Genomic DNA, 24,808 nt, shown 5'->3' on the forward strand with positions numbered 1-24,808 from the left:
ATCGGTCTGTCCCCGGCAGCGTCCGGCGAGCGCTCCGTTTCTGCCGGTTTCTGGCCGGTTTCCGCGGGTTTGGGAGCGTTCGGCGGGGCCGGGTCTGTCGGTCGGCGGGCCGGGCGGGCCGGGTGGGACGTGAGCGTGGCGAGACCGGCGCCCCGGTGCGGGGTATAGTCGGCGGCGAAACGTGCTCCGGGGTCGGTGAAACTCCGAACCGGCGGTGAAAGCCCGCGACCCGCGTCCTCACGGACGCGGCTGACCTGGTGAGATTCCAGGGCCGACGGTCAAAGTCCGGATGGGAGGCAGCACGGCGTGCGGGCGTGTGCGTCTGCACGCACGCGGTCGTTCATCCGCGCGTCCCCGGTGCCCTGACCGGAGGAACTCGATGTCGCGGACGCAGACCTGGCTGGCACCGTTGGTGCTCGCCGTCGTCCTCGTCGTGACCTGGGGCCTCGCGGTCTCCGGCGGAGGCGTGCCCCGCTACTTCCTGCCCGGTCCCGCGGACGTGGGGCGTCGCCTCGTGGCCGATCTCACGTCGCCCCAGGTGTGGCCCTACATCGGCCTGACCGTCGCGCAGGCCGTCCTGGGCGCTCTCGTCGGCGCGCTCGTGGCGCTGCCGCTCGCGGCGCTCATCCACAAGTCGCGGATCGTCGCGGCGGCCGTGAACCCGTTCCTCGGCGCCACACAGGCGATCCCCGCGATCGCCCTGGCCCCGCTGCTCGTGCTGTGGATCGGCTACGGCCTGTGGGCGGTCGTCACGCTGTGCGCCCTCATGGTGTTCTTCCCGATCCTCATCTCGTCGGTCCACGGTCTGCGGCATGTCCCCGAGGAGATCGTCCAGGCCGCGCGCATCGACGGCGCGGGCGGGTTGCGCCTGCTGCTGCTCATCGAGGCCCCGCTCGCCTTGGCGTCGGTCCTCGCCGGCCTGCGCAACGGGTTCACGCTGGCCGTCACCGGCGCCGTGGTGGGCGAGATGGTCATGGGCGGCAGCGGTCTGGGGATGCTGCTCACCGTGCAGCGCGACGCGGTCGACACCGCGGGCATGTTCTCGTCGATCCTCATCCTCTGTCTCATCGCCTCCGGCGCCTACACCCTGATCCACGCCATCGAACGCCGACTGCCCGTGTGACGGTCGGGAAGGAGAACCGTGTCCAAGCTCAAGGTCCTGTGTGTGACCCTCGCCGTGCTGTTCCTCGGTGCCTGCGCCGCCCCGGGAGGGGCGGCGACGACCACGGCGGCGCCGTCGACGACAGTGGGCCTGACCTACATCCCGAACGTGCAGTTCGCCCCCTTCTACGCCGCCGAGTCGCAGGGGTACTTCACCGCGTCGGGTGCGTCGGTCACCCTGCGCCATCACGGCTCGAACGAAGGGCTGTTCACCGCGCTGCTGGCCGGCGAGGAGGACTTCGTGCTGGCCGGCGCCGGCGAGATGATGCAGGCGCGCGCCGAGGGTGCCGACCTCATCGCGATCGCCTCCTACTACCGCGAGTACCCGGTGCGCATCATCGTCCCGGCGTCGTCGGCGTATCGGACGGCCGCCGACCTCAAGGGAAAGAGGATCGGGGTGCCCGGACGGTACGGGGAGTCGTGGTTCGGCCTGCAGGCGTTCCTGAAGGCGGGCGACCTGAGCGAGAGCGACGTGGAGATCGTCGAGATCGGGTACACCCAGCAGGCCGCCCTCACGACCGGCAAGGTGGACGCGGTCGTCGGCTACGTCAACAACGACGCGGTGTCGTTCGAACTCGCCGGATTCGCGGTGCGCAGCCTTCCGGTGGCCGACGACGTCCCGCTCGTCAGTGCGTCGCTCGTCACCACGCGCAGCTACGCGACGGCTCATCCGGAGATCGCCAGGGCCGTCGTGGCGGGGATGCTGCGCGGGATCACGTTCGCCACCACCGAGACGGACAAGACGCTGGACATCTCGGCCACGTTCGTGCCGAACCTGACCGGCGACGAGGCCCGGGCGTCCGCGAAGGCGACCCTCAGCGCGACGGCGTCGCTGCTCACCGCCGACGGAGGGCCGACCGGCGAACTGGACGAGGCGCAGTTCCGGGAGATGGCGTCGTTCCTGTACGCGCAGGGGATCATCTCGACGGAGGTCGACGGGGCGCAGGCCATGACGAACGCGTACGTCGGCTGATCGACGCGGTGGGTGCTCCGGGCGGCCGGTGACGGGGCCTCTCATGGCGGGGCTTCGGCTGTTCACCGATGCGAGGACCAGCTAGGCTATACATGTGCAATCAAGTTATGCCAACTCGGCGGGATTGCACGAAATCGGTTCCTAGACCGCCGGTCCCCGCCCGCCCAGAGCTGGTCGGAACTCGGGCGCCGGCAGATGGAGTAGCCCATGACACCGACCGTCGGTGAGCTCAAGGTCCGTGCGGAACGGGCCCGGCTGAACGTCCTGCGGATGCTGACGGCAACCCGGTCAGGTCACCTCGGTGGCGCGTTGTCCGCCATCGACATCATCACCGCGCTGTACCTGCGCGAGATGCGCGTCGACCCCGCCAACCCCAAGGACCCCCAGCGGGATCGGTTCCTGCTGTCGGCCGGACACAAGGCGATGGGCCAGTACGCGGTCCTCGCCGAGGCCGGGTTCTTCCCCGCCGAGGTGCTCGACACCTACGGCACCTTCAAGAGCCCTCTGCCCGGCCATCCCGACATGTACAAGCTGCCCGGGGTCGAGGCGAACACCGGGGCGCTCGGGCACGGGCTGCCCATCGCCTGCGGAATGGCGCTCGGGCTGCGTCTCGACGGCTCTGCCGCCCGTGTCTACACGGTCATGGGTGACGGCGAGCTGCCGGAGGGCTCGAACTGGGAGGGGGCCTCGATCGCCTCGCATCACGAGCTGGGCAACCTCGTAGCGTTCATCGACGTCAACGGGCTGCAGATCAGCGGGCCCACGGCGAAGGTCATGGACATGTCCCCGATCGGCGAGAAGTTCGCCGCGTTCGGCTGGGACGTCTACGACATCGACGGCAACGACATGGCCCAGATCGTCGGACTCCTCGAATCGCTGCCCAGGACCGGCGCGAAGCCGTCGGCGATCGTCGCACACACGGTGAAGGCGAAGGGCCTGTCGAACCTCGAGGGCACGGTGCCCTCCCACTACTGGAAACCCACGCCGGAGGACCTGGCCGCGGCCAAGGCCGAGATCGAGGCGCGCATCGCGGACCTGGAAGGAGCCAACGCATGATCGGCGACCGTCACGACCCGAGGAAGACGTTCGGGGCGGCGGTGAGCGAGATCGCGGCCACCGACGAGCGCATCGTCATCCTGTCCGCCGACAGTGGCGGTTCGAGCGGCTTCGGCACGTTCATGAAGGAACACCCCGAGCGCTACTTCGAGTTCGGAATCCAGGAGCAGGGCGTGACGGGCGTCGCGTCCGGTCTCGCGACGACCGGCAAGATCCCGGTGTTCTGCGCCATCGCGCCGTTCGTCACGCTGCGCAACTTCGAGCAGTTCCGCAACGACCTCGGGTACATGCGGCAGAACGTCAAGATCGTCGGCCGCAACGGCGGCTTCACCTACGCCGATCTCGGCTCGACGCACCACTCGCTGGAGGACTACGCCGTCACCCGGATGATTCCCGGTGTCACGGTTCTCGCGCCGATGGATCCCGACGACATGCGGGGCGCCGTCAAGGCGATGCTCGCCCACGAGGGCCCCGTGTACATGCGCATCGGCAACGCGCCGATCCCCGAGATCGCCGAGCCGGCCGAGTTCGTCATCGGCAAGGCACGCCTGCTGCGGGAGGGCTCGGCGGTCACGGTCGTCACGACCGGGTACGTCGCGGCCGACGTCCTGGAGGCGGCCGACGCACTGCGGACGTCCGGTGTGGACGTCGAACTGCTCGGCCTGGGCACCGCCTGGCCGCTCGACGAGGAGGCGATCCTCGCGTCGGCCGCGAAGACGGGGCATGTCATCACGGTCGAGGAGCACTACGAGGTGGGCGGGCTCGGCGGAGCCGTCGCCGAACTGCTGTCCGGCAACGCCGTCGCGCCGCTGGACCGCATCGCCGTGCCGCAGTCGTACGTGCCGACGGGTCCGTACGCGGAGATCCAGCAGTCGCTGGGGCTGGACGCGGCGAGCCTGCAACGGCGGATCGCCGAACTGGTGGCCACGCGCAAGGGCTGAGCAAGCCTCCGAACCGGCGATCGACGGGGATCTCCGGGGAGGGTTCCCGAGGGCGGTGCCTGCGAGACAGGGGAGTCGTGGATCTCCTGCTCGCGGGCACCGCCCCGGCCTCTGCCCGGCGGGCGAGCAGCACGTGACCAACTCTCGTGCTCGGGAGCCGGATTCCGCGGAGAGCTGACCAATGTCGGACTCGGCGGCGCCGCGGCGGCCGTCAGAGGGACCCTTGCCGGTCAGGAACCAGAAGTCGCCGTCGGCGACGCATTCAGGCTCGATCCTGGCCCCGGTCTTCTCCCGGTGGGTCGCGAGTGGAAGGAGAGCCCCGCCGCTCGAATGGTCCTCGCCGAAGCGAAGCGTGTCGCCGTTCGGAAGGGTGACCTCCGCACTGGTGGCGGTGGTCCCGACAGGGAACACCACCGGAAGGTCGCCCGTGGGCGAGTACTCGTCACCTTCGCCCTCGAACACTCCTCGGACGCACCCGTTGCCGTCGGTGTACAGCCGGGTCGGGAAGGCGGCGTCGGACGCGGGGCCGATGTCGACGAACGTGCTGACCGACGGCGCCGCTCCGCCTCCTGTGGGGCCGGCGGAGGTGGGTCCGGCAGCGGGCGCGCAACTCGTGAGCATGAGGACCGCCAGCATCGCCGCGAGACTCGTGAGCGTCCACCCTTGCGGGCGGCGGGTGGGACGTGTGAGACCGGTGGCTTCGGCTGATCCTGTCCGCCGTGGGTCGCCTCCTGGCGGTGGCGGTCGACGAGTGCCCATGCGGGGAGCCTCTCCCGATCATCCCTTCCTGTCAAGGGATGTGAGCGCTCGGCATGGAGGTGGGGTGCCGGCATGCCCGAGAACGGCAGAACGGCCCAACCTCGTCACGGACGTCCCCACGACTTGCTATAACGCATTCATGACAGCCATCGGACGCCGGTCGAGAGCACCGTTCCTCCTCGTGATCGGGGCGATCTGCCTGGGGGTCGCCCTCGTCGTCGTGGTCTGGGCGGCGGCGAGGGTCCTGCGGCAACCGGACGTCGTCACCGGCGCGGGGAAGCCCGGTTCGGCGGCCGTGGGCAGCAGCGCCGCGCCAGGCGAGATCACCGCAGACCTGGAGGGGTCGCAGACCTACATCCTGTACCTGGTGTTCGCCGACGCCCCCGACCACTGGGGCATGCGGGGCCGGCCGACGGTGACCGCACCCGACGGGACGACCCGCGACGCGGACGACGCACCCAGGACGTCGCGCGATGTACATGCCGGCGGGTACACGGCCGCGATCGCGGGCACGTTCACCACCGGCGCTGCCGGGACGTATTCGGTGACGGTCCCCGAGACGATCGAGGCCGGTGCGTCGGTGGCCGTGCTCGCGCCGCAGGAGTCGCCGCCGGACGTGCTGACCGGGGTCGTGCTGCCGGCCGTCGCGGCCTGCGTCCTCGGAATCGTCGGCATCGCGCTGCTGATCCTGGGCATCGTCCGGCGGACGCGGACGTCTGCGCCTTGACGGCGGCGGAGGGCGTCCCGATACGCCACGGGCCCGGCCGCCGAGGCGACCGGGCCCGCGAGTGGCGGAAGAGAGCAGGTCAGCTCTGTCCCTGGGCGGCCTTCATGAAGCGCCGCTGGTAGGAGACGACCTGGTTGGTCGAGGTGAACCGGGCGAGGTAGCCGGGCTCGGCGGTGATGACCACACGGTCGGCCATGTCCGAGTAGGCCGGGTCGGCCAGCACGGCATCGAGATCCGGGTACATCGACGGGCCCTCCATGGAGCACACGATGAGGCGCGTGTCGTCCATGTTGCAGCCGCGCAGCACCTCGAGGTTGTGACGCAGGCCGTCGAGCCCGTCCGCGCCGCCGCCTTCGATGTCGCGGTAGTTCACGATCCAGTTGGCGTCCTCGAACACGGTCTTCAGATCGACGTCGTCCTCGCCTGCGGCGTAGTAGTCGGTCTTGATCATGAACGCGCGCAGCGCCGTGAGCTCGGCCTCGTCCTGGGTCGCGGCGTACGCGCTCAGGTGCTTGGCGATCGCCTCGGACTGCACGAGGCGGTGCCGCACGAAGGAGTTGATGAAGTACGGGCGCGCCTGGAGTGCGAGCTGCGTCTGGTACGGCTCGAACATCAGCGTGAAGTTCACGCGGTAGTCGTTCTCATGCAGCTTGAGCGTCAGGTTGTGCCCCCGCAGGGCATCCTTGGTGGCCGCGGCCGAGTAGCGGGTGTCGAGACGGGCGTCGCCGGTGAGAAGCTGGCCGACGTTGTCCTTGTTGACGGGACCGGTGTGCGGCACCTTGATGACGACGCGCCACTTGGACAGCATCTCCTTGAACTTCTCGGCCTCTTCGAGGATCTTGTTGAAGTCCTCCTCGAAGGGGTTGTTGAGCTCGACGGAGATGTCGCAGCCCGGGCCGAGGATGCGACCGAGTTCGGCCATGACCTCGTCGCGGGTCTTGTAGGCGCCGCCGACGTTGGCCTTGGGGTTGTTGATGAACAGGTCGTAGATGATTCCCGGGTTGCAGGTCAGGTTGGCCAGCAGCGGGGAGATCGGCTCGACCTCGTACGGGTTCGCGCTGTCGGCCGAGAACAGCAGCCCGGTCGGCCGCGGGGCGCCGTCTGTGTCGCGGGAGATGTCGCGGGCGAGGTCGACCTGCAGGACGCCGTCCGCAGCGAGCGTGTACTCGACGCGGAAGCCGGCGGGCGTGTGCCCGGCGGGGGTCTTGAAGTAGTCGACGACGTCCTTGAACTCTTGCGTGACGCCGATGTACTGGGCCACCTGCTTCAGGTCCAGGTACTGCTTCGGCGCGAGTTCCTGGTCGAGGACGCGGGCGACGTAGTCCTCTTCGCCCCGCACGACCGGCAGGCCGAGGGAGCGGACACGGGCGGTGAAGCTTGGGCTGTGCATACGGGCAGCTCCTTTGATGCGTGGTTGTATAGCCAAGTCTAGACAACCACATGCGGCCCCGTTGAGGGAACTGTCAGATTTCGCGCAACTGAGCGGATAGGGCGCGCGTCGGCGCCCAGGTGTCCCCCCGGCGCACCGCGTCAGTTTTGGTTGTGATGACAAATAGTGGACAATGGGTGCATGCGAAAGATTCGCGACATCGAATGCTGGCTCACCGACATGGATGGCGTGCTCGTCCATGAGAACGAAGCCATCCGCGGTGCCAATGAGCTCATCAACCGCTGGGTGGACACCTCCCGGCGCTTCCTCGTCCTCACCAACAACTCGATCTTCACCCCGCGCGACCTCTCGGCCAGGCTGGAGAAGTCCGGACTCAGCATCCCCGAGGAGAACATCTGGACGTCCGCCCTCGCGACGGCGTCGTTCCTCGAGCAGCAGTCCGGGGAGAAGACGGCCTACGTCATCGGGGAGGCCGGGCTCACGACCGCCCTCCACGAAGCCGGTTTCGTCCTCACCGACCAGGATCCCGCCTGGGTCGTGCTCGGCGAGACCCGGACCTACTCGTTCGAGACCATCACCAAGGCGATCCGCATGGTCAGCGACGGGGCCCGCTTCATCGCGACGAACCCCGACACGACGGGTCCCAGCCGCGAGGGCATCCTCCCCGCCGCCGGTGCCGTCGCGGCCATGATCACGGCGGCGACCAATCGCAAGCCCTACATCGTCGGCAAGCCGAACCCCATGATGTTCCGCTCCGCCATGAACCGGATCGAGGCCCACTCCGAGACCACCGCCATGATCGGCGACCGGATGGACACCGACATCATCGCGGGCATGGAGGCCGGCCTCCACACCGTCCTCGTGATGACCGGGCTGACGACGGCGGCCGACATCCAGAAGTACCCGTTCCGTCCCAATCAGGTCATCGACTCGGTGGCCGACCTGATCCCCGAGATCTGACCCACCCGTCCGTCCTCCGGCGGCTCTCTTCGCCCACCGGCCTCCGGGCCGCACGGCGGGAGGGCCGCTTCGTCGTTCGCGGCGTCATGGATTTCTAGGACCGGACGTCGCCTCGACAGTCGTCCGCCGGGACGTCCGCAGGGTCATGATTTTGCAGGACGCCGCCGCCGGTGCCGACGGGCGGTGCGACGTCTCCGAACGTCGCGCACGGCGGTGCGGGCCACCGGCGGGACGTCCCGTCTCCCGGCGGCACGGTCGCCGTCGGGGCCGTGTTTGTCGCGGTCGAGCGTGCCGAGGCTGCTCGTCTGCCGTGGCGCGGCCCGCCCTTCGAGAGCGGGAGTGCCGGCCGCCGCTGCTGCGGCGCGATCGTCTCGGAGCCGGATTTGTCCCCGCTCGCCAGAACATTCCGCCTGCGCGGTTCGGCGGCAGCGGAATCCTGCCGGGAAGAATCGTGGCGCAATGCCTAGCACGCGCCGTCGGGCGGCGCCAGTCGCGTTCTGTGTGGAATGAGACGGCTTGCGAAGAACGCGACGAAGCGAAACGGTATTGACGCGCAGTCGGGGGGAATGTGCATCTGTTTGCCGCGGGCGAGTCCGACGGGACATCAGCCGCGGTGTGAGCCACTCGTTCGCTCGTACTGTGGAGAGACATCATGAATGCACTCATTCGGCGCTACCGCGATGCGGTGCGGCGCCGTTCCGAAACCGATGAGCAGGGATTCTCGCTCATCGAGCTCATCGTCGTCGTCGCGATCCTCGGCATCCTGATCGCCATCGCCATCCCCGTGTTCTCCGGCATCCAGCAGAAGGCACAGGAGAACTCCCTGAAGGCCGTCGCCGCCAACGGCGCCAACGTCGTCGCGGGAGCTCTTGCCGGTGGAAAGTCGGCGAGTGAGGCCGACCTCACGTCGTTGGTGAACACCGACGTCACCGCGGTGACGCTCGAGAACGAAGATGCGACGCTGGACGACATCTGTGTCTCGGCGACCGGGTTCAACGACCAGAAGTTCTTCGGTGGAAACGGCGCGGAGGCTGACGGATCGGCCTGCAAGGCCTGACCGGCGCCGGAGGCATGGGGCGACTCCCGGCCTCCGCCGCTGTGGGGCCGGGTCTCGCCGGCCCGGCCCCACAGCGCCACGGAATGCGGCATCCACGAGGGAGGACGCCGCGCCCCGGGAGGCTCGGGCGACCAGGGGGAGCAGTGAGGACAGCAGGCGGATGCCGGGCGCGCGATGCACGCCGTCCTTCGACGGACGCGGGCTTCAGCATGGTCGAGATCATCGTCGCCATGTTCGTCCTCGCCCTCATGTCGATCGGGCTGCTCCCGATGCTCCTGGGGGCGGTCCGCACGACCCAGTCGAACCGTGAACTGGCGGCGGCCACGACTCTCGCCGGAGCGTCGCTGGACGATGCCCGCCAGGCGGCCGAGTTGTCGAGCACCTGCGCCGCCCTCACCACGTGGAAGACCGAGGTGACCACGTCGGATCCCGTCGACGGCAATGTCGCGGAGGCGACGGTGGGTCGCTGCCCGACCTCATTCCCCGGCACGATAGACGTGTCGGTCCGGGTCTATCCGCAGACCGATCCGGATCGCACCCTCGCCGCGCTCAGCACGAAGATCGTCGTCGATTCCACATGAGGTGACAACAACCGTGCATCGTCGCTGGAAAGCCAACTCGGACACCGCGCAGGACGGGCTGACGATCGTCGAGCTGATCGTCGTCTCGGCCGTTTCGGCCGTATTGCTGATCGTGCTGTCCGGAGTGTTCATCAACGGTCTGCAGACGAATGCCGCCTCGCTCGACCGGGACTCCACCACAGCGCGGGCACAGACGATCGCGATGACGTTGCAGACCTCCATTCGCGACGCCGATGTGACCAGCGTCACGGTGGACGCCACACGCCTGTCGGCGCTGGTCTCCACCGAGGGTGGCTGGGTGTGCCGGACCTGGGAGCTGGCGGGCGGAGATCTCACGTACCGCGCCTCGTCGACGGCCGGGCCCGCCGTGCTGGCCACCGGTGTCAGCGGGACCCTCGACGAGAGGGGACGGGCGTTCTCCGTCGTGAGCGGGTCGGCCGGGACGGTGGAGTACGGCCTCGCCGTCGCCGAGGGATCGGCCCGGGCCGAGGCACAGGGCTCGGTGACCGCGCAGGGCAAGGACCGCGACGGGGGAGGGGAGACATGCTGAGATCCCGGAATCACGCCGGCCGGATCGGTCGGCGCCGCGGGCTGCCCGGCCGCAGTGAGCGCGGATCGACGCTGATCTCGGTCGTCGTCGTGATGCTCGTGCTGACCATGGTCGGGCTGACGCTGACCGCCCTGGTCGTGACGACGACGCAGTCGGTGGTGTCCAGTCGCGACGTCGTCCAGTCGCAGCAGGCGGCCGACGCCGGGCTCGCGGACATGGTCGCGACGGCCCGTCGCGAGGGTGTCGACTGCGATGCCGTCGTCGACTCGGAGGACCCTCCCGCCTACCACGGCGAGGCGTCCTGCGAGGAGACCGGGGAGATCGCCTTCGAGATCACCGGCACCTCGGGCACGGCGCGGACCAGGACACGGGCCGTCTACGCCTACACCACCAACGTCACCACCGGAAGCGTCACCGGCGCCCTCGTGTCCGCCAGGCTGGCCGGCGGGGCGATCAACATCTCGTCCATCTACATCCGAAACGGCGGCGACTTCGTCATCGGGTCGGGCAATCTCGACTGCAACAACACCACCATCGTGTCGGGCGACCTGTTCATGGCCCACGGCTCCGTCAGCCTGAGCAACACCTGCAGCATCGTCGGCGACCTCCACGCCACCGGGGACGTCACGATCAACAACAACAACCTCATCTACGGCAGCATCGTCACGCTCGGCACCTTCTACGTCCACCAGGGCACGGTGGCCGGCAGCGTCGAGGCCGTCAAGGGCGTCACGATCAACAGCGCCGGCGTCGGCGGCGACGTGACGAGCACCGGTTCCGGCACGTCCAGCGTCTACAAGGGCACGATCGGCGGATCGGTGAAGATCGCCGGCACGTTCAGCAGCTTCCAGGACTCCACGGTCGGAGGAACCGTGCTCGCCGCCGGGACGGGGTCGAACTCGATCGCGCCGACGACGACCATCGACGGCAACCTGCGACTGCGCGGGACGCTCGACACCTGGGGCTCGGGGCCGACCGTCAAGGGCACCAAGACGACCGGCTCGGCGAGCGTGACCGCCCCGACCATCACTCTGCCCGAGGACCTGCAGGACGCGGGCTTCTCGTGGGTGGACTACGGCTATGCGGGCGGTGCGCTCGGCACCTATGCGCCGCTGGAGCTGACGAGCGCCCAGTGCAACTTCCAGGGCAACGCGAGTCTCACCTCGCTGATCGACTCGCTGAGCAGGCCCACGGTGGTCGACGCGCGCGCCTGCAACGACGTCAACCTGTACGCCGTGCCGTTCAACCTCAAGACGGACGTCATCTTCGTCGCCAACAAGATCTCCTCCGCGCAGGGGCTGACCCTCACCTCGGCCGACGGCGGGGCGCACGCGTTCAGCCTCGTCGTCCCCGACAACACCGCCGACGGCACGCCGACGTGCGCCGCCGGCCAGGGCCTCATGAAGCTCGACGACGTCCACATGGCCGCCGAGATCACCGGGCTCGCCTACTCGCCGTGCGAGATCCACCTCGGGCAGAGCGCCGGCGTCACGAACGTCCGGTGGAACGGCCAGGTGTACGCCGGAAACCTGACCTGGGGCGGCAACGGCGGCTCCGCCGAGGCAGGCATGCAGCTCTACTACACGGCCGTCTCGCTGCCGTCGCTCAACGTCGAGGCCGGACCCGTCGTCTCGCCCGGCGAAGGCTCCCTGGGCGGGCTGCTCGATCGACGGGACATCTGATGCCCGGCTGGCTGCTGTGCATCCCCGGGCTGTTCGGCCTGGCGATCGGCTCCTTCGGCAACGTCGTGGCCTACCGGGTGCCCGCGGGTCTCTCCCTGACACGCCCCAGCCACTGCCCGCACTGCGACGCACCCGTGCGGTGGTGGCAGAACGTCCCCGTGGCGTCGTGGCTGGCTCTGCGGGGGCGATGCGCGACGTGCCGCGCGCCGATCCGGTGGACCTACCCGCTCGTCGAGGCCGCGTGCGCGGCGCTGTTCGTCCTCGTGACCTGGTTCCTCTTCGCGGGCGCGCGGTCACCTGCGCCCGCCGACGTGGCCGTCGCGGTCGCCTTGTGGTGGCTCGCGGCCGTCACCGTGATCCTCACCGTCATCGACCTGGACACCCACCGGCTGCCGGACGTCATCGTCCTGCCCGGGTATCCCGTGGCCGGTGCCGGCCTGCTGGTCGCCTGCCTGCTCGGCGCCCCGTGGCCCTCGCTGGGGCGTGCCGTGGCCGGAATGGCGATCCTCGCCGGTCTCTACGGCCTCCTGAGACTGATCCGGCCGGACGGGATGGGCGGCGGCGATGTCAAGCTCGCCGGGCTGCTCGGGCTGTACCTGGGATGGTTCGGCTGGGGTGCGCTCGCCGTCGGGACGCTGGCCGGATTCGTCCTCGGCGGGCTCTTCGGCATCGCGCTGATCGCGTTCGGGAGGGCCGGGCGCCGGTCGGCCATCCCCTACGGGCCCTGGATGCTCGCGGGCGCCTGGCTGGGGATCGTCCTGGGCGAGCCGGTGGCGACGGGCTATCTGCGTCTGGTCGGGGCGGCATGAGAGAAGGGAACACCCCATGGCGGGCAGCGTGATCGGTCTGGAGATCGCCGAGGAGGGCATCCGCGCGGCCGAGGTGAGCACGACGCGGACCCCGACCCTGCTCGCGGCGGGAGCCGTCCCCCTGCCCGAGGACGCGGCGAAGGACTCCGAGGTCCTCGATCCGACCGCCGTGACGCTGGCGCTGGCCCAGTTGTGGAGCCAGTGCCGGTTCTCCTCCCGGCACGTCGTCCTGGGTGTGGCCAACCGCCGCCTCCTCGTCCGCGAGTACGTCTCGCCGCGGCTCGACCGCGCCGTGCTGCGCGAGACGCTCCCGTTCGCCGTCCAGGATCTGCTTCCGGTGCCGCTCGAGCAGGCGGTGCTGGACTTCCTGCCGATCCGCGAGTCCGCCGAGGACGTGTCGGGGCTGCTGGTGGCAACCGTGGCCGACGGCATCGAGCGGCTGATCTCCACCCTGTCCATGGCCAAGCTCCGCACCGACGCCGTCGACTTCGTCCCGTTCGGCCTCGTGCGCGCGCTGAACGCCGCCGTCGGGATCCGGCCCGAGCCGGTCGCGGTCGCGTCGATCGGCGGGCACACGACGTCCGTCGTCGTCGTGGAGGCCGGTCTGCCGTCGTTCGTCCGCATCGTGCCGGTGGACCTGACTCCGGAGCATCTGCCCGTGCCCGCGGACCAGGGCGCCTCCGCACCCGGCGGCGAGGGGCCCGCCCGCCGGATCATGCCGGAGGCCGCAGGCCCGGCGATGCCCGACTCCACGCACGCCGACCTGGCATCGCGCATCCGCAACACCCTCGACTTCCACGCCGGCCGGGAGGGCGCGACGCCCGTCGCGGCGCTCTTCGTGACCGGCGCCATGGCCACGTGGGACGTCGCGGCCGCCATCGCGCGAGAGGTCCGCATGGACATCGGCCCGCTCGCCGTCACCGACGTCGTCCGCGTCGCCAAGCCCGTGGCGGAGAAGGGCACTCCGCCGCCGAGCCTTCTCAACGCCGTCGGAATCGCACTGGGGGATCCGAAGAAGTGAACATCCGTCTGCGCTCCGCACCGCCGCCGCTCGTCACCGGATCGCTGCGTGTCGACCTGCTGCCTCCCCGCGAGCGGGAGCGGCGTGCCCAGCTCACCCTGCTGCGCCGCTGGCTCGTGGCGCTCGTCGCCGCGATCGGCGTCCTCGCCGTGCTCATCGGCGGCGCCTGCCTCCTGCAGGCCGCGGCCGCGCAGCGGCTCGCCGAGGAGACGAGCCGGAGTTCGTCCCTGGACGCCGAGCTCGCGACCTATCAGGACGTGACCCGGGCGCTGTCGGAGCGCTCGGCCCTGCAGAAGTACCGCAGCGACGCGTCGGCGAACGAACTGGACTGGCCGGCCCTGTGGAAGAGCCTGAACCGGGGGCTCGCGAGCGGGGCGACCATCGTCGACTGCGCCCTGGTGCCGGGTGCCGCCCCGACCGGAGCCGATCCGTCCACGCAGGTGGGTGTCAGCGGCACGCTGACCGTCGCGAGCGCGGACCCTTCGGCCCTGTACCTGACGGTCCAGCGCCTGCGGACGGTGTCCGGGATCCTCGCGGCGGACGCCGGCGACGTCACCTTGAGCGATACCGAGCGGCGGTACACGGTCGTCGTCCTCGTCGCGGCCGACCAGACGTTCTACACCGATCGCTACGTCGTGAAGGGACGATGATGAATCTGCCCAGGAAGCTGATCAACCTCATGGGCGGAGCCGTCGTGCTCGGCGTGCTCGTGGCCGGCATCACCCTGGCGGCGGTGCCCGTGTACATGGCGTCGACCGATCTGGACGCGCAGCGCGAGCAGGCGAAGTCGGCGAACGACGTGCGGGCCGTCCAGGTGGAGGTCCTGCGCAACCAGGCGACGCAGCGGGCCTCGCTCGACGCGGACGTCACGAGCCTCCAGGGCCAGATCCCGTCCAGCCGGAGCGTGGACACGATCCTGCAGGCGGCCGTGGCCGCGGCGCGGCGGGTCGACGCGACCCTCGTGACGATGAAGGTCTCCGACTCGGCGGCCTTCGTCGTCGCCGACGGCTCCGAGCCGTCCGCCGCGCCGGCATCGGCCAAGAGCACCTCCAGCAGCAGTGCCGCGGGCGGAACCGCCACGAACCAGGCCGAGAGCGAACAGGTGCGGGTGGTGTTCACCGTCCGCGCCGCGTCCATCGACAAGGTCACCGAGTTCCTCGCCGGTCTGCAGCAGGAGCCGCGGCTGCTGCGCGTCGACATGGTGAGCGTCGACGACACCAGCATCGGCGACCAGATGCTGGCCACGGTCACGGCCGACGCCTTCGTGCGGAACGCCTGAGGGGAGAGACCGATGACCGCCGCAGAAGGGCTGGACAGGATCCTCGTCTCGGCCATCACCCGGGAGGCGTCCGACGTGCATCTCTCGTCGGGCGCGCCGCCGCTGATGCGCCTCGTCGGCGCCCTGACGGGAGTCCCGGAGTTCCCCGAGCCGGTGCCCGCGCAGTGGCTGGAGTCGGCGCTGCTGGCGATCATGAGCCCGGCCCAGCGGCAGACGTACGAGGAGATCGGCGAGGTCGACCTGGCCTACACGCTGGGGACGGGTGCGCGCTTCCGCGTCAACATCTTCCGCCAGCTCGGCGGGGTCGCCGCCGCCCTGCGGCTCGTGCCGAGCGCCGTGTCGACGCTCCAGTCGCTGGGCATCCCGGCCATCGCGCGAGACCTCGCGCTGAAGCCGCGCGGCCTCGTCCTGTGCACCGGGCCGACCGGCTCGGGCAAGTCGACGACCCTGGCGGCGATGGTGGACGTCGTCAACCGGGAGTGCCCGCTGCACATCATCACGATCGAGGATCCCATCGAGTACCTCCACACCAGCAGGCGGGCGCTGATCCACCAGCGCGAGCTCGGCAGGGACACCCCGAGTTTCGCCTCCGCGATGCGCCACATCCTGCGGCAGGATCCCGACGTCATCCTCATCGGCGAGCTGCGGGACCCGGAATCGATCTCCACCGCGCTGACGGCGGCCGAGACCGGTCACCTCGTCCTCAGCACCCTGCACACCCAGGGTGCGGCGAAGAGCATCGACCGGATCATCGACAGCTTCCCGGCGTACCAGCAGAACCAGGTGCGCGCCCAACTGGCCGACACCCTGCAGGGCGTCATCAGCCAGACGCTCCTGCCGCGCGCACAGGTCGCCGGGCGCGTCCTGGCGACGGAGGTGCTCGTCCACACCCCGGCGGTGGCGAACCTCATCCGCGAGGGAGAGGTCGCCCAGCTCTACTCCGCGATGCAGGCCGGGTCCTCGCTCGGGATGCACACCCTCGACCAGAGCCTCGCCGGACTGGTGGCGGGCGGCCTCGTGTCGCGGCAGGTCGCCCAGGGCGTCGCGGTGGACCCGCAGGGACTCGACCTCGTCCGGGTCCAGGTGCAGGACCTGGACGCCGAATCGTGGACCCACCACGCCGACCAGCAGGCCTACGCGAGGCGGGTGTACTAGTCATGGCGTTGCTCAAGGAGTACGCGTACCGGGCCGTGGATCCGCGCGGCGGCGCGGTGTCGAAGGGAACCATCGAGGCGGCCAGCGCGGGCGCCGTGCTCGGAAAGATCCGTGCGCAGGGCCTCCTGCCGCTGCAGGTCGAGCCCGTGGCCACCACCGGCATCCACCGCGAGATCCGGTTGCCCGGCGCGGACAAGCGGCGGGTCAAGCTGAAGCCCCTGGCCCTGTTCGCCAGCCAGTTGTCGGCCATGATCAATGCCGGGCTGCCGCTGATGCGCGCCATCACGATCGCCGTCGAGCAGACCGAGGACGCCGGGCTGCGCACGGCCCTCGTGGGCGTGCAGGCCGACCTGGAGGCGGGCCTGTCGCTGTCGGCCGCGTTCGCCAAGCGGCCCACGGCGTTCCCGTCGCTGATGGTGAACCTCGTGAAGGTCGGCGAGACCGGCGGCTTCCTCGGTCAGTCGCTGGAGCTGGTGTCCGCGACCTATCGGGCCGATGCCGAGCTCCAGGACAAGCTGAAGTCGGCGTCCACCTATCCGGCCGTCGTGCTCGTCATCGCCGTGCTGGCCGTGCTCGGCATGGTGACCTTCATCGTCCCGGTCTTCGAGAAGATGTTCGCGTCCCTGGGCGGCGAGCTGCCGCTGCCGACCAGGATCCTCGTGGCGATCTCCCACAACATGGTCTGGGTCCTTCCCCTGCTCGCCGTGGTCGTCGCGGCGGGCGTGTTCTGGTGGCGGCGCAACCGCGACACCGTCGCGGTCCGCCAGGTGGTGGACCCGTTCAAGCTCCGGATGCCGGTCTTCGGCAAGCTCACCACCAAAGTGGCCGTCGCCCACTTCACGAGGAACCTGTCGATGATGCTGCGCGCCGGCGTCCCGCTGCTGCAGGCGCTCGACACCGTGGGCAGGGCGTCGAACAACTACGCGATCGAGCAGGCCGTCACCGAGGTCCAGAAGTCGGTGCGGGACGGGCGCTCGTTCGCGGCGCCCCTGGCGAAGGCCGAGGTGTTCCCTCCGATCGTGGCGCAGATGACCTCGGTGGGGGAGGAGTCGGGGACCCTGCCCGACATGCTGGGCTCGATCGCGCAGCTCTACGACGCCGAGGCGAAGACGGCCACCGAGCAGCTTGCCAGCACCCTCGAACCGATCCTGATCGTCCTGATCGGCGTTCTCATCGGCGGCATGGTCCTGACGCTGTACCTGCCGATCTTCAGCATCTACTCCCAGCTCAACGAGATGAGGTGAGCGTGCGGCGGGCGTCGCCGTGATGACGCTCCGCCGTCGCATCCGCGTCACACCGTCACGCGGAGGACCTCCTCGATGGTGGTGAGCCCCTGCGCGACCTTGACCCAGCCGTCCTGCCGCAGCGACGTCATGCCCTGCTGCTCGGCCACAGCCCGGATCCCCTTGCCCGTCGCGTGGCCCACGACCAGTTGCTCGATCTCCTCGGTGACGACCATCACCTCGTGCAGGGCGATGCGCCCCCTGTACCCGGTGCCCGAGCAGGTGCTGCACCCGCCGGGACGGAAGAACTGCGGGTCGGCGAGCTCGCCGAACCCGAGCCGGTCCAGGCTCTCGGTCTCGACCTCGACCGGCTTGCGGCAATGGATGCACAGACGGCGGGCGAGCCGCTGGGCGACGGCGAGGCGGAGCGCCGTCGCCACGAGGTACGGCTCGGCGCCGATCTCGACGAGCCGCGTGACCGCGCTGGGCGCATCGTTGGTGTGCAGCGTCGACAGCACCAGGTGGCCGGTCAGGGCGGCCTCGATGGAGGTCACGGCGGTCTCCTGGTCGCGGATCTCGCCGACGAGCACCACGTCGGGATCGCAGCGCAGCATGGCGCGCAGTGCGTTGTGGAAGGTCAGGCCCGCCTTCGGGTTGACCTGCACCTGGCTGATCCCGGGGATGCGGAACTCCACCGGGTCCTCGATGGTGAGGACGTTCACCTCCGGCTTGGCGACGACGCTGAGGGCGGTCCGGAGCGTCGTCGACTTGCCGGATCCGGTCGGTCCGGTGACGAGGATCATCCCGTGCGGGCTGGCGATGGCGTGCTCGAAGGGCCTGCGATTCCCGGCGGACAGGGCGAGGTCGGCCATCGTCATGGAGTCGGCGGAGTTGTCGAGGATCCGCATCACGATCTTCTCGCCCCACACGGTGGGCAGCGTGGCGACGCGCAGATCCACGAGGCGCCCCTCGTGGCGGATCGACATGCGACCGTCCTGCGGGCGGCGCCGCTCGGCGATGTCGATCTGGGACATGATCTTCAGTCGCGAGATGACCCCGTCCTGGATGCTGCGGTCGGCGCGCTGCATCTCGTGGAGGACGCCGTCGATGCGATACCGCACGGTGAGGAACTGCTCGCCCGGCTCGATGTGGATGTCGCTCGCCCGGTCGTTCACGGCCTGGGAGATGAGCAGGTTGACGAATCGCACGACCGGGACGTCGTCGGCTCCGGCCTCCAGCGTCTCGGTGGCCGCGGACGATGTGGCGGCGCTGTCCTCCAGCGCGGCGGACAGCTCGCTCAGCTCGTCGTCGGAGCGGACGTATCGCTCGAAGGCCTGGCGCAGCGCGTCCCTGCTGACGACGACCGGCTCGATGACGAGGTCGGTGAGGCTGGCCGCGTCGTCGATGGCGATGATGTCGGTCGGGTCCACCATGCCGAGGACGAGCTCGTCGACAGCGGTGTCGGTCAGCGCCTCCATGGGGCGGCGGGGGAGCGGGCGCTGGCTCGCCGGGCGGCGGACGATGGGGATCAGCTCGTACTTGCGGCAGACCTGGCCGGGGACGAGCGCGATGATGGCCGGGTCGAGATCGACGCTGGTGAGATCGAAGAACTCGCAGCCCGTCTGCTCGGCGACGGCCTGGGCGAGCTGGTCGGCCGTGATGATCCGGCGCTCCAGCAGGTGCTGGCCGGCGTCGCGGGTGTCGCCGAACTCCGCGAGCAGTTCCGACATGGTGGTCGCGTCGATCGCTCCCGTGAGCGCGAGTGCCTCCACCAGACCCTGCATGATCCCCCTCGTCGGCGTGAGTCTACCGGCGGGACACGGATCGCCGCGTCCGTGGCTGTCCGCTGATTGGTGGGCGGATGTGCTGTCTCACGGGGGTCTATCCGGGGAGACGAAGGCCGCCGGCGGTCGTCTCGGCCAGCCCGTCGGCCAGCAGGGAGGCCACGGCGCGATCCCGCTGCACGATGTCGGGCCACGCCCCGGCGAGCCGCGCGGGGGGCACGGTGCCGCCGGCCGCATCGCGCAGCACCCGCAGGACGGCGCCGCGCGCCTGCCGGTCGCTGCCCTCGTAGCGGGCCTGGCGCGGCCGGCCGTCCCCGGTATCGGGGTACCCGGCTGCACGCCAGGCGCACCTGTCCTCCAGCGGGCAGTCGCCACAGCGCGGCGCGCGGGCCACACACACCAGCGCCCCGAGCTCCATGGCTGCGGCATTCACGATCGCGGCGCCGGCGGCGTCTCGCGGAAGGACGTCCTCCATCGCCACGAGGTCGTGCGGGGACGGTGCGCGCGGACCGCTGCGTCCGGCGACGGCCCGGGCGAGGACGCGGCGGGTGTTGGTGTCGACGACCGGGTGGCGTTCCCCATAGGCGAAGACGGCGATCGCGCGCGCCGTGTACGGACCGACGCCGGGCAGTTCCAGCAGGTCGGCGACGTCGCGCGGCACGACTCCGCCGTGGCGCTCGACGATGCGGGCGGCGGTGCGGTGCAGCCACAGCGCGCGCCGCGGGTAGCCGAGGGTGCCCCACAGGCGGACGGCGTCCGCGACAGGGGCGGCGGCGAGGGACTCGGGTGCGGGCCAGCGGTCCAGCCACTCCCGCCACGGACGAAGCACCCGGGTCACCGGCGTCTGCTGCAGCATGAACTCGCTCACGAGAACGCCCCATGCGCCGCAGTCCGGGCGGCGCCATGGCAAGTCACGCGCGTGCGCCGCGTACCAGGCGGTCAGCGGAGCGGCGATCGTCGTCACGGGCCCACTGTAGGGCGCGTGGTGCGTACGGTGGAGCATGGCTACCAGTGGTCACCGGGCCCCGTCGGGCCGAGCGCGGAAGGCCATCGCCGCGGTGCCGCGGCGTGGTTTCCTGCCGCGGGACGTCCGGGCGCTCGCCGGCCAGGACGCGGCGCTGCCGATCGGCGACGGCGCGACCTGCTCGCAGCCGAGCACCGTGGCGTACATGCTCGCCCTCCTCGACGCACGCCCCGGGCACCGCGTGCTGGACGTGGGCAGCGGGTCGGGCTGGACGTCCGCTCTGCTGTCGGTCCTCACGCGGCCCGGGGGAGTCGTCCATGCGGTGGAGATCGTCCCGCGTCTCGTCGAGTACGGCCGGTCGCGTCTCGTCGCCGCGGGTTTCGCGGAGGTGGCGGTGCACGACGCAGGCGACGTGCTGGGTCTTCCGGAGCACGCCCCGTACGACCGGATCCTCGTGTCGGCCGCCGCGGCGCGGGTTCCCGTCGAGTTGTGCGAGCAACTGGCGGTCGGCGGCCGGCTCGTCGGTCCGGTCGGGCACGAGATGCACCTCGTGACGCGCATGCCCGCGGGGTTCGTCGACCGGGTCGTGCCCGGCGAGTTCGTGTTCGTCCCGCTGGTCGACCCCGAGGCGTGACCGGGCGGCGTGGCGCGCTGCGCCGCTCGGCGGGAGGGCATCCCGCCCGCGAGCCACGGCGGCCCGTCCGGGCCGTTAGATTTGCCCACAGGGCACATGAAGGAGGCGCCGGTGAGTGAGCAGGTGCCGGGCTGGGACGAGTACTTCCTCGGGATCGCGCAGGCCGTCGCCGTGCGCGCGAAGTGCACGCGGCGCAGGGTGGGGGCCGTGCTCGTGCAGGACAAGAGGATCATCGCGACCGGCTACAACGGCGCGGCGTCGGGGGTCCCCGACTGCCTCGACGGGGCGTGCCCGCGCGGGCGGCTCTCCTACGACCAGGTTCCGGGGCTCGGCGACTACGACCGCCCGGGGACGCCGGGATTCTGCATCGCCATCCACGCCGAGGTGAACGCCCTGCTGTTCGCCACCCGTGACACCAAGGGAGCCTGTGCCTACATCACCGATCCCCCCTGCCCGGGCTGCCGCAAGGCGCTCGCCGCGGCGGGGATCGTCCGGGTCGTGTGGCCCGACGGGACCTACGACGGCACGGAGATCATCGCCTGGTGACGGCGTCCGGCGGCCGTGGGGCCCGGCCGGGTCGCTCGGGAGCACGCCGACCGGTCACGGGCGTAGCGTGCGGCGGAACAGGTCGCGGTCGCCGAGGGGCAGGGCCGTCTCGGGAACGGTCAGGTCGACCTCGTAGCCCTCGCACGTGATCTCGTAGCGGAACTCGTCGGGGAACGCGTCGGAGTCGTCGGCGAGCGCCGTGAGCCGGCGTGAGGCGAGCAGGTCGGTCCACTCCGCGGCATCGGCGGCGGGCATCTCGGAGAGCGCGACGGTGCGGCGGCGGACGATGCCTGTCACGCCGCCGGACCGGGTGAGGGTGAGGGTCGCGGCGGCGCCCTCGTCGTCCGGGGCCGCGGTACGGGCCGGGTCCGCGGGGAGCACCCCGACCAGCGTCCACGCGGAGGAGATCGCCCCGGTGATCGCATGAGCGGCGCCGTACCGCGCGGTCGCCGCGGCGATCGTCAGGGCCGCGAACGAGGCGAAGTCGCTCGACGGCCGGATGTCACCGCCGGTGAGCACGTCGTACCAGACCGGACCCACCGTCAGCCAGGCTCTTCCACCGGCAGCCACGGCCGCCTCGGCGAACGCCCTGTTGGGGATCCCGGAGTTGATGTGGACCCCGCCGTTGTCGGAGGCGGTCTGCACGTAGCCGGCCATGGAGTCGGGCTGCGGGTCCGTGCCGAGCCGCGGGTCGTCATAGGCGGTCCCGGGTCGGAGCATGCTGCGCAGCGCGACGCCCTCCACACCGGGCAGCAGCAGGTCCCGGCCGATCAGCCAGTCGGCGTCGCCGGCGTCCTGGCCGAGGGAGAACTGTGCGACCAGGACGCCGAAGACGTCCGACACCGATTCGTTGAGGGCTCCCGACTGACCCGCGTAGGCGAGGCCGGCCGTGTGCTCGGTCACGCCGTGGGTGAGCTCGTGCCCGATGACGTCGAGGGACGCGGTGAAGTCGCCGAAGATCTCGCCGTCGCCGTCGCCGAACACCATCTGCTCGCCGTTCCAGAAGGCATTGTCGTACTCCGAGCCGTAGTGGACGGTGCCGATCAACGGGAGCCCGGCGCCGTCGATCGAGTCGCGCCCGAACTGCTCGCGATAGAACCGCCACACCGTGCCGAAGCCGTCGTAGGCGTTGTCCACGGAGGCGTCGCCGGACGGCGGCGCCCCCTCGGCGCGCACGAGGCGGCCGGGCAGGGTCTCGGCGCCCTGCGCGTCGTGGACGGTGCGCCGTGGGGACGTGGCGGCCGTGACGACCGCGGCGCGTGCGGCCGGGTGGTCGGCCCGCAGCGTCCGGTCGGCCCGCAGCGTTCGGTCGGCCCGCAGCGTCGAAGCCGCGAACGCTGCCGTGCCGGGGTCGGACGACCGGGCGAGCCGGTCCAGCAGATAGGGCGGAACGACGTGGCAGGGGTGTCGGTTCATGACTCCAGCATGACCGCTGCCACCGACATCCGGCCGAACCGATCCGCCGAACGCTCCCAAACCCCCGGAAACTCGCCGAAATCCGGCAGTTACAGAGCGCTCGGCGTGGACGGGAGGCCTACCGGGCCGTGCTCCGGGCGGGGGTCCCCCATGCCCAGTAGACTTGGCCCACGACGTGGGAGGTGCGATGGAGGTCTTCCTGGCCCTGGGTGGCGTGGGTATCGCCCTGCTGCTGCTGATGCTCGTGGTGGGCGACCACTTCGACGGCCTGTTCAACGGCCTCGGCGGCGGCGAGTGGTTCACCGGCGCGGGTCTGGCAGGCTTCGTCGGTGCCTTCGGTTTCGCGGCCGCCATCGTCTTCGGGCTCACCTCCTCGATGCCGGCGTCCGTGGGCACGGGCCTAGTCGTGGGGCTCGGCGTGGGAGCGATCGTGACGGTCGCCACGCTCAAGCTGCGTCGCCTGGGCGACGCGGGCGGCCCACGCACCGAATCGCTCGTGGGCACCGTGGGCACCGTCGTGAGCGCGATCCCGTCCGAGGGGTACGGCGAGGTGAGCATCTCCGCCCACGGCTCGCTGCACAAACTCAACGCTCGCTCGACGGTTCCCATCGCCCAGGGAACCGAGGTGACCGTCACAGACGTCCTGTCCCCGACATCCGTTCGGGTCCGCCCGACCTATCGATAGGAACCCGCAGCAATGCCTGCTTTCATCATCCCCATCATCGGTCTCGTCGTCCTGTTCGTCCTCCTGGGCTGGTTGGTCGTCAGCCGCTACAAGGTCGCCGGCCCGAACGAGGCGTACATCATCACCGGTCGCAAGGGCAAAGAGGTGACCAACCTCGAAACGGGCACGGTCTCGACCGACCTGTCGGGGCAGAAGGTCGTCATGGGCGGCGGCGTCTTCGTGCTCCCCTTCGTGCAACGTCTCCACGTCCTCGACCTGTCCAGCCGCCGCATTCCCGTCCAGATCCGCGGCGCCGTGTCGGGGCAGGGGATCAAACTGAACCTCGACGGCGTTGCCATCGTCAAGGTCGGTGGCAACGAGGATTCCATCCGGGCGGCCGCCCAGCGTTTCCTCACCCAGCAGGAGGAGGTCGAGACCTTCACGCAGGAGACCCTGGCCGGCGCGCTGCGCTCGATCGTCGGCTCCTTGTCCGTCGAACAGATCATCCGCGACCGCGCCGCCTTCGCCCAACGCGTCGCCGACGAGTCCGAGTCGTCCCTCACCGGCCAGGGTCTCGTCCTCGACGCCTTCCAGATCCAGGACATCACCGACGACGGCACCTACCTGGCCGACCTCGGACGACCGGAGTCGGCCCGGGTGGGCCAGGTCGCCGCCGTCGCCGAGGCCGCCGCACGCCAGGCGGCGGAGCAGTCGCGCCTGGCGGCCGAGCAGCAGATCGCGATCGCGCACCGGGAGCTCATGCTGAAGCAGGCCGAGATCAAGGCCGAGACGGACGCGGCCTCCGCTCGGGCCGCGTCGTCGGGTCCGCTGGCCCAGGCCGACCGGGACCAGGCGATCCTCGCCGAACAGGAGAAGGTCGCCGTCCGGCAGGCCGCACTGAAAGAGCGTCAGCTCGACACCGAGGTGCGGCGTCCCGCCGACGCCGAGCGGTATCGCGTCGAGACGGCGGCGCAGGCCAACCGGAATGCCTCGGTGCTGCAGGCCGAGGCGCAGAAGCTCGCGGCGATCGCGCGCGCCGAGGCCGAGTCCGAGACGCTGCGGCTGACCGGTTCGGGCGAGAAGGCGCGGCGCATGGCCGAGGCCGAGGCGCTGCAGGCGGAGGGCGAGGCGAAGGGTGCGGCCATCCTCGCGACCGGCCAGGCCGAGGCCGAGGCCATGCACAAGCGGGCCGACGCCTACGCACGCTACAACCAGGCCGCGGTGCTCGAGATGCTGGTCAGCGTGCTTCCGCAGGTCGCCAAGGAAGTGGCCGCGCCGATGTCGGCCATCGAGAAGCTCACCGTCGTCTCCACCGACGGGGCCGGCGAACTGCCGAAGACCGTCACCGACAACGTGGTTCAGATCACCGAACTGCTGAAGAACACCACCGGAGTCGATCTGCAGGAGATCATCGGCAGCTTCGTCAAGGGCAGCGGTGGCGACAGCGGCAAACCTCAGGTCACAAGCTGATTCGAT

General features: G+C 70.5%; 24 protein-coding genes and 1 riboswitch. Of the genes, 20 read left to right on the forward strand and 4 right to left on the reverse strand.

The annotated features are described in order from the left end of the window. Positions 1-177 precede the first annotated feature (177 nt). Positions 178-307: riboswitch (FMN riboswitch) on the forward strand. 72 nt (positions 308-379) lie between these two features. The 5 genes from G555_RS0112210 to G555_RS0112230 all read left to right on the forward strand — a co-directional run bounded on the left by G555_RS0112210 (position 380) and on the right by G555_RS0112230 (position 5,617). After that, entirely contained in the window at positions 380-1,123 is a 744-nt protein-coding gene (locus G555_RS0112210) for an ABC transporter permease (protein WP_028709074.1), read from the forward strand. 18 nt (positions 1,124-1,141) lie between these two features. Beyond that, positions 1,142-2,134 carry an ABC transporter substrate-binding protein gene (locus G555_RS0112215; RefSeq protein WP_051208984.1) on the forward strand — a complete coding sequence of 331 codons (993 nt, stop codon included), beginning with the start codon at positions 1,142-1,144 and terminating at the stop codon, positions 2,132-2,134. 207 nt (positions 2,135-2,341) lie between these two features. Next, positions 2,342-3,190 (forward strand): transketolase, encoded by an 849-nt coding sequence (locus G555_RS0112220; RefSeq protein WP_028709076.1) that lies wholly within the window; start codon positions 2,342-2,344, stop codon positions 3,188-3,190. Next, positions 3,187-4,131 carry a transketolase family protein gene (locus G555_RS0112225; RefSeq protein WP_028709077.1) on the forward strand — a complete coding sequence of 315 codons (945 nt, stop codon included), beginning with the start codon at positions 3,187-3,189 and terminating at the stop codon, positions 4,129-4,131. Before G555_RS0112220 ends, G555_RS0112225 begins: the two co-directional genes overlap by 4 nt. Before the next feature lie 898 nt (positions 4,132-5,029). After that, on the forward strand, positions 5,030-5,617 hold the full coding sequence (locus G555_RS0112230; RefSeq protein ID WP_028709078.1) for a hypothetical protein: 588 nt from the start codon (positions 5,030-5,032) through the stop codon (positions 5,615-5,617). A 79-nt stretch (positions 5,618-5,696) separates the two neighbouring features. Here the strand turns inward: G555_RS0112230 and G555_RS0112235 are convergent, their stop codons facing one another. Then, a complete protein-coding gene (locus G555_RS0112235) occupies positions 5,697-7,007 on the reverse strand; it encodes a transaldolase family protein (RefSeq protein ID WP_028709079.1) in 1,311 nt (436 codons plus the stop codon). A 180-nt stretch (positions 7,008-7,187) separates the two neighbouring features. Between G555_RS0112235 and G555_RS0112240 the strand changes: the two genes are divergently transcribed. From G555_RS0112240 to G555_RS0112290, 11 genes are all read left to right on the forward strand, one after another. After that, on the forward strand, positions 7,188-7,967 hold the full coding sequence (locus tag G555_RS0112240) for an HAD-IIA family hydrolase (RefSeq protein WP_028709080.1): 780 nt from the start codon (positions 7,188-7,190) through the stop codon (positions 7,965-7,967). Positions 7,968-8,619: 652 nt separating this feature from the next. Next, entirely contained in the window at positions 8,620-9,024 is a 405-nt protein-coding gene (locus tag G555_RS21940; RefSeq protein WP_036922539.1) for a type II secretion system protein, read from the forward strand. Positions 9,025-9,107: 83 nt separating this feature from the next. Continuing rightward, on the forward strand, positions 9,108-9,605 hold the full coding sequence (locus G555_RS0112250) for a type IV pilus modification PilV family protein (protein WP_342662677.1): 498 nt from the start codon (positions 9,108-9,110) through the stop codon (positions 9,603-9,605). Between the two features lie 13 nt (positions 9,606-9,618). After that, the gene (locus tag G555_RS0112255) at positions 9,619-10,155 is read left to right on the forward strand and encodes a PulJ/GspJ family protein (RefSeq protein ID WP_028709082.1); all 537 of its coding nucleotides are present in this window, start codon (positions 9,619-9,621) and stop codon (positions 10,153-10,155) included. Continuing rightward, positions 10,149-11,837, forward strand: coding sequence for a hypothetical protein (locus tag G555_RS0112260; RefSeq protein WP_028709083.1), 1,689 nt, complete (start codon positions 10,149-10,151; stop codon positions 11,835-11,837). Before G555_RS0112255 ends, G555_RS0112260 begins: the two co-directional genes overlap by 7 nt. Then, positions 11,837-12,646, forward strand: coding sequence for a prepilin peptidase (locus G555_RS0112265; RefSeq protein WP_028709084.1), 810 nt, complete (start codon positions 11,837-11,839; stop codon positions 12,644-12,646). The genes G555_RS0112260 and G555_RS0112265 overlap by 1 nt, the downstream gene beginning before the upstream one ends. A gap of 16 nt (positions 12,647-12,662) precedes the next feature. Beyond that, on the forward strand, positions 12,663-13,667 hold the full coding sequence (pilM, locus tag G555_RS21345) for a pilus assembly protein PilM (RefSeq protein WP_051208986.1): 1,005 nt from the start codon (positions 12,663-12,665) through the stop codon (positions 13,665-13,667). After that, entirely contained in the window at positions 13,664-14,317 is a 654-nt protein-coding gene (locus G555_RS0112275) for a hypothetical protein (protein WP_028709085.1), read from the forward strand. The genes pilM and G555_RS0112275 overlap by 4 nt, the downstream gene beginning before the upstream one ends. Next, positions 14,317-14,946: a hypothetical protein gene (locus tag G555_RS0112280; RefSeq protein WP_028709086.1), complete on the forward strand. Its 630-nt coding sequence runs from the start codon at positions 14,317-14,319 to the stop codon at positions 14,944-14,946. Before G555_RS0112275 ends, G555_RS0112280 begins: the two co-directional genes overlap by 1 nt. Before the next feature lie 12 nt (positions 14,947-14,958). After that, positions 14,959-16,101 carry a type IV pilus twitching motility protein PilT gene (locus G555_RS19805; protein WP_084635228.1) on the forward strand — a complete coding sequence of 381 codons (1,143 nt, stop codon included), beginning with the start codon at positions 14,959-14,961 and terminating at the stop codon, positions 16,099-16,101. 2 nt (positions 16,102-16,103) lie between these two features. Next, entirely contained in the window at positions 16,104-17,345 is a 1,242-nt protein-coding gene (locus tag G555_RS0112290; RefSeq protein WP_028709087.1) for a type II secretion system F family protein, read from the forward strand. Positions 17,346-17,392: 47 nt separating this feature from the next. Here G555_RS0112290 and G555_RS0112295 read toward each other — a convergent pair whose 3' ends face one another. Together G555_RS0112295 and G555_RS0112300 are read right to left on the reverse strand one after the other, a co-directional pair. Beyond that, complete coding sequence (locus tag G555_RS0112295; RefSeq protein ID WP_028709088.1) at positions 17,393-19,108, reverse strand: GspE/PulE family protein; 1,716 nt, start codon at positions 19,106-19,108, stop codon at positions 17,393-17,395. A 97-nt stretch (positions 19,109-19,205) separates the two neighbouring features. Beyond that, positions 19,206-20,072, reverse strand: a complete 867-nt coding sequence (locus tag G555_RS0112300) for an HhH-GPD family protein (RefSeq protein ID WP_028709089.1) — start codon at positions 20,070-20,072, stop codon at positions 19,206-19,208. A gap of 37 nt (positions 20,073-20,109) precedes the next feature. Between G555_RS0112300 and G555_RS0112305 the strand changes: the two genes are divergently transcribed. After that, the gene (locus G555_RS0112305; protein WP_028709090.1) at positions 20,110-20,706 is read left to right on the forward strand and encodes a protein-L-isoaspartate O-methyltransferase family protein; all 597 of its coding nucleotides are present in this window, start codon (positions 20,110-20,112) and stop codon (positions 20,704-20,706) included. Positions 20,707-20,817: 111 nt separating this feature from the next. Continuing rightward, positions 20,818-21,252, forward strand: a complete 435-nt coding sequence (locus G555_RS0112310; RefSeq protein ID WP_425413847.1) for a deoxycytidylate deaminase — start codon at positions 20,818-20,820, stop codon at positions 21,250-21,252. Between the two features lie 54 nt (positions 21,253-21,306). On the opposite strand, the gene G555_RS0112315 is transcribed toward G555_RS0112310, so the two are convergent. Further along, positions 21,307-22,668, reverse strand: coding sequence for a protealysin inhibitor emfourin (locus G555_RS0112315; protein WP_028709092.1), 1,362 nt, complete (start codon positions 22,666-22,668; stop codon positions 21,307-21,309). 175 nt (positions 22,669-22,843) lie between these two features. Here G555_RS0112315 and G555_RS0112320 point away from each other — a divergent pair, with 175 nt between their 5' ends. Together G555_RS0112320 and G555_RS0112325 are read left to right on the forward strand one after the other, a co-directional pair. After that, entirely contained in the window at positions 22,844-23,353 is a 510-nt protein-coding gene (locus tag G555_RS0112320; RefSeq protein WP_211223246.1) for an NfeD family protein, read from the forward strand. 12 nt (positions 23,354-23,365) lie between these two features. Further along, positions 23,366-24,802: a flotillin family protein gene (locus tag G555_RS0112325; protein WP_028709094.1), complete on the forward strand. Its 1,437-nt coding sequence runs from the start codon at positions 23,366-23,368 to the stop codon at positions 24,800-24,802. Positions 24,803-24,808 lie beyond the last annotated feature (6 nt).

The organism is Propionicicella superfundia DSM 22317, assembly GCF_000423465.1.
In the GTDB taxonomy this organism is placed as follows: Bacteria; Actinomycetota; Actinomycetes; order Propionibacteriales; family Propionibacteriaceae; genus Propionicicella; species Propionicicella superfundia.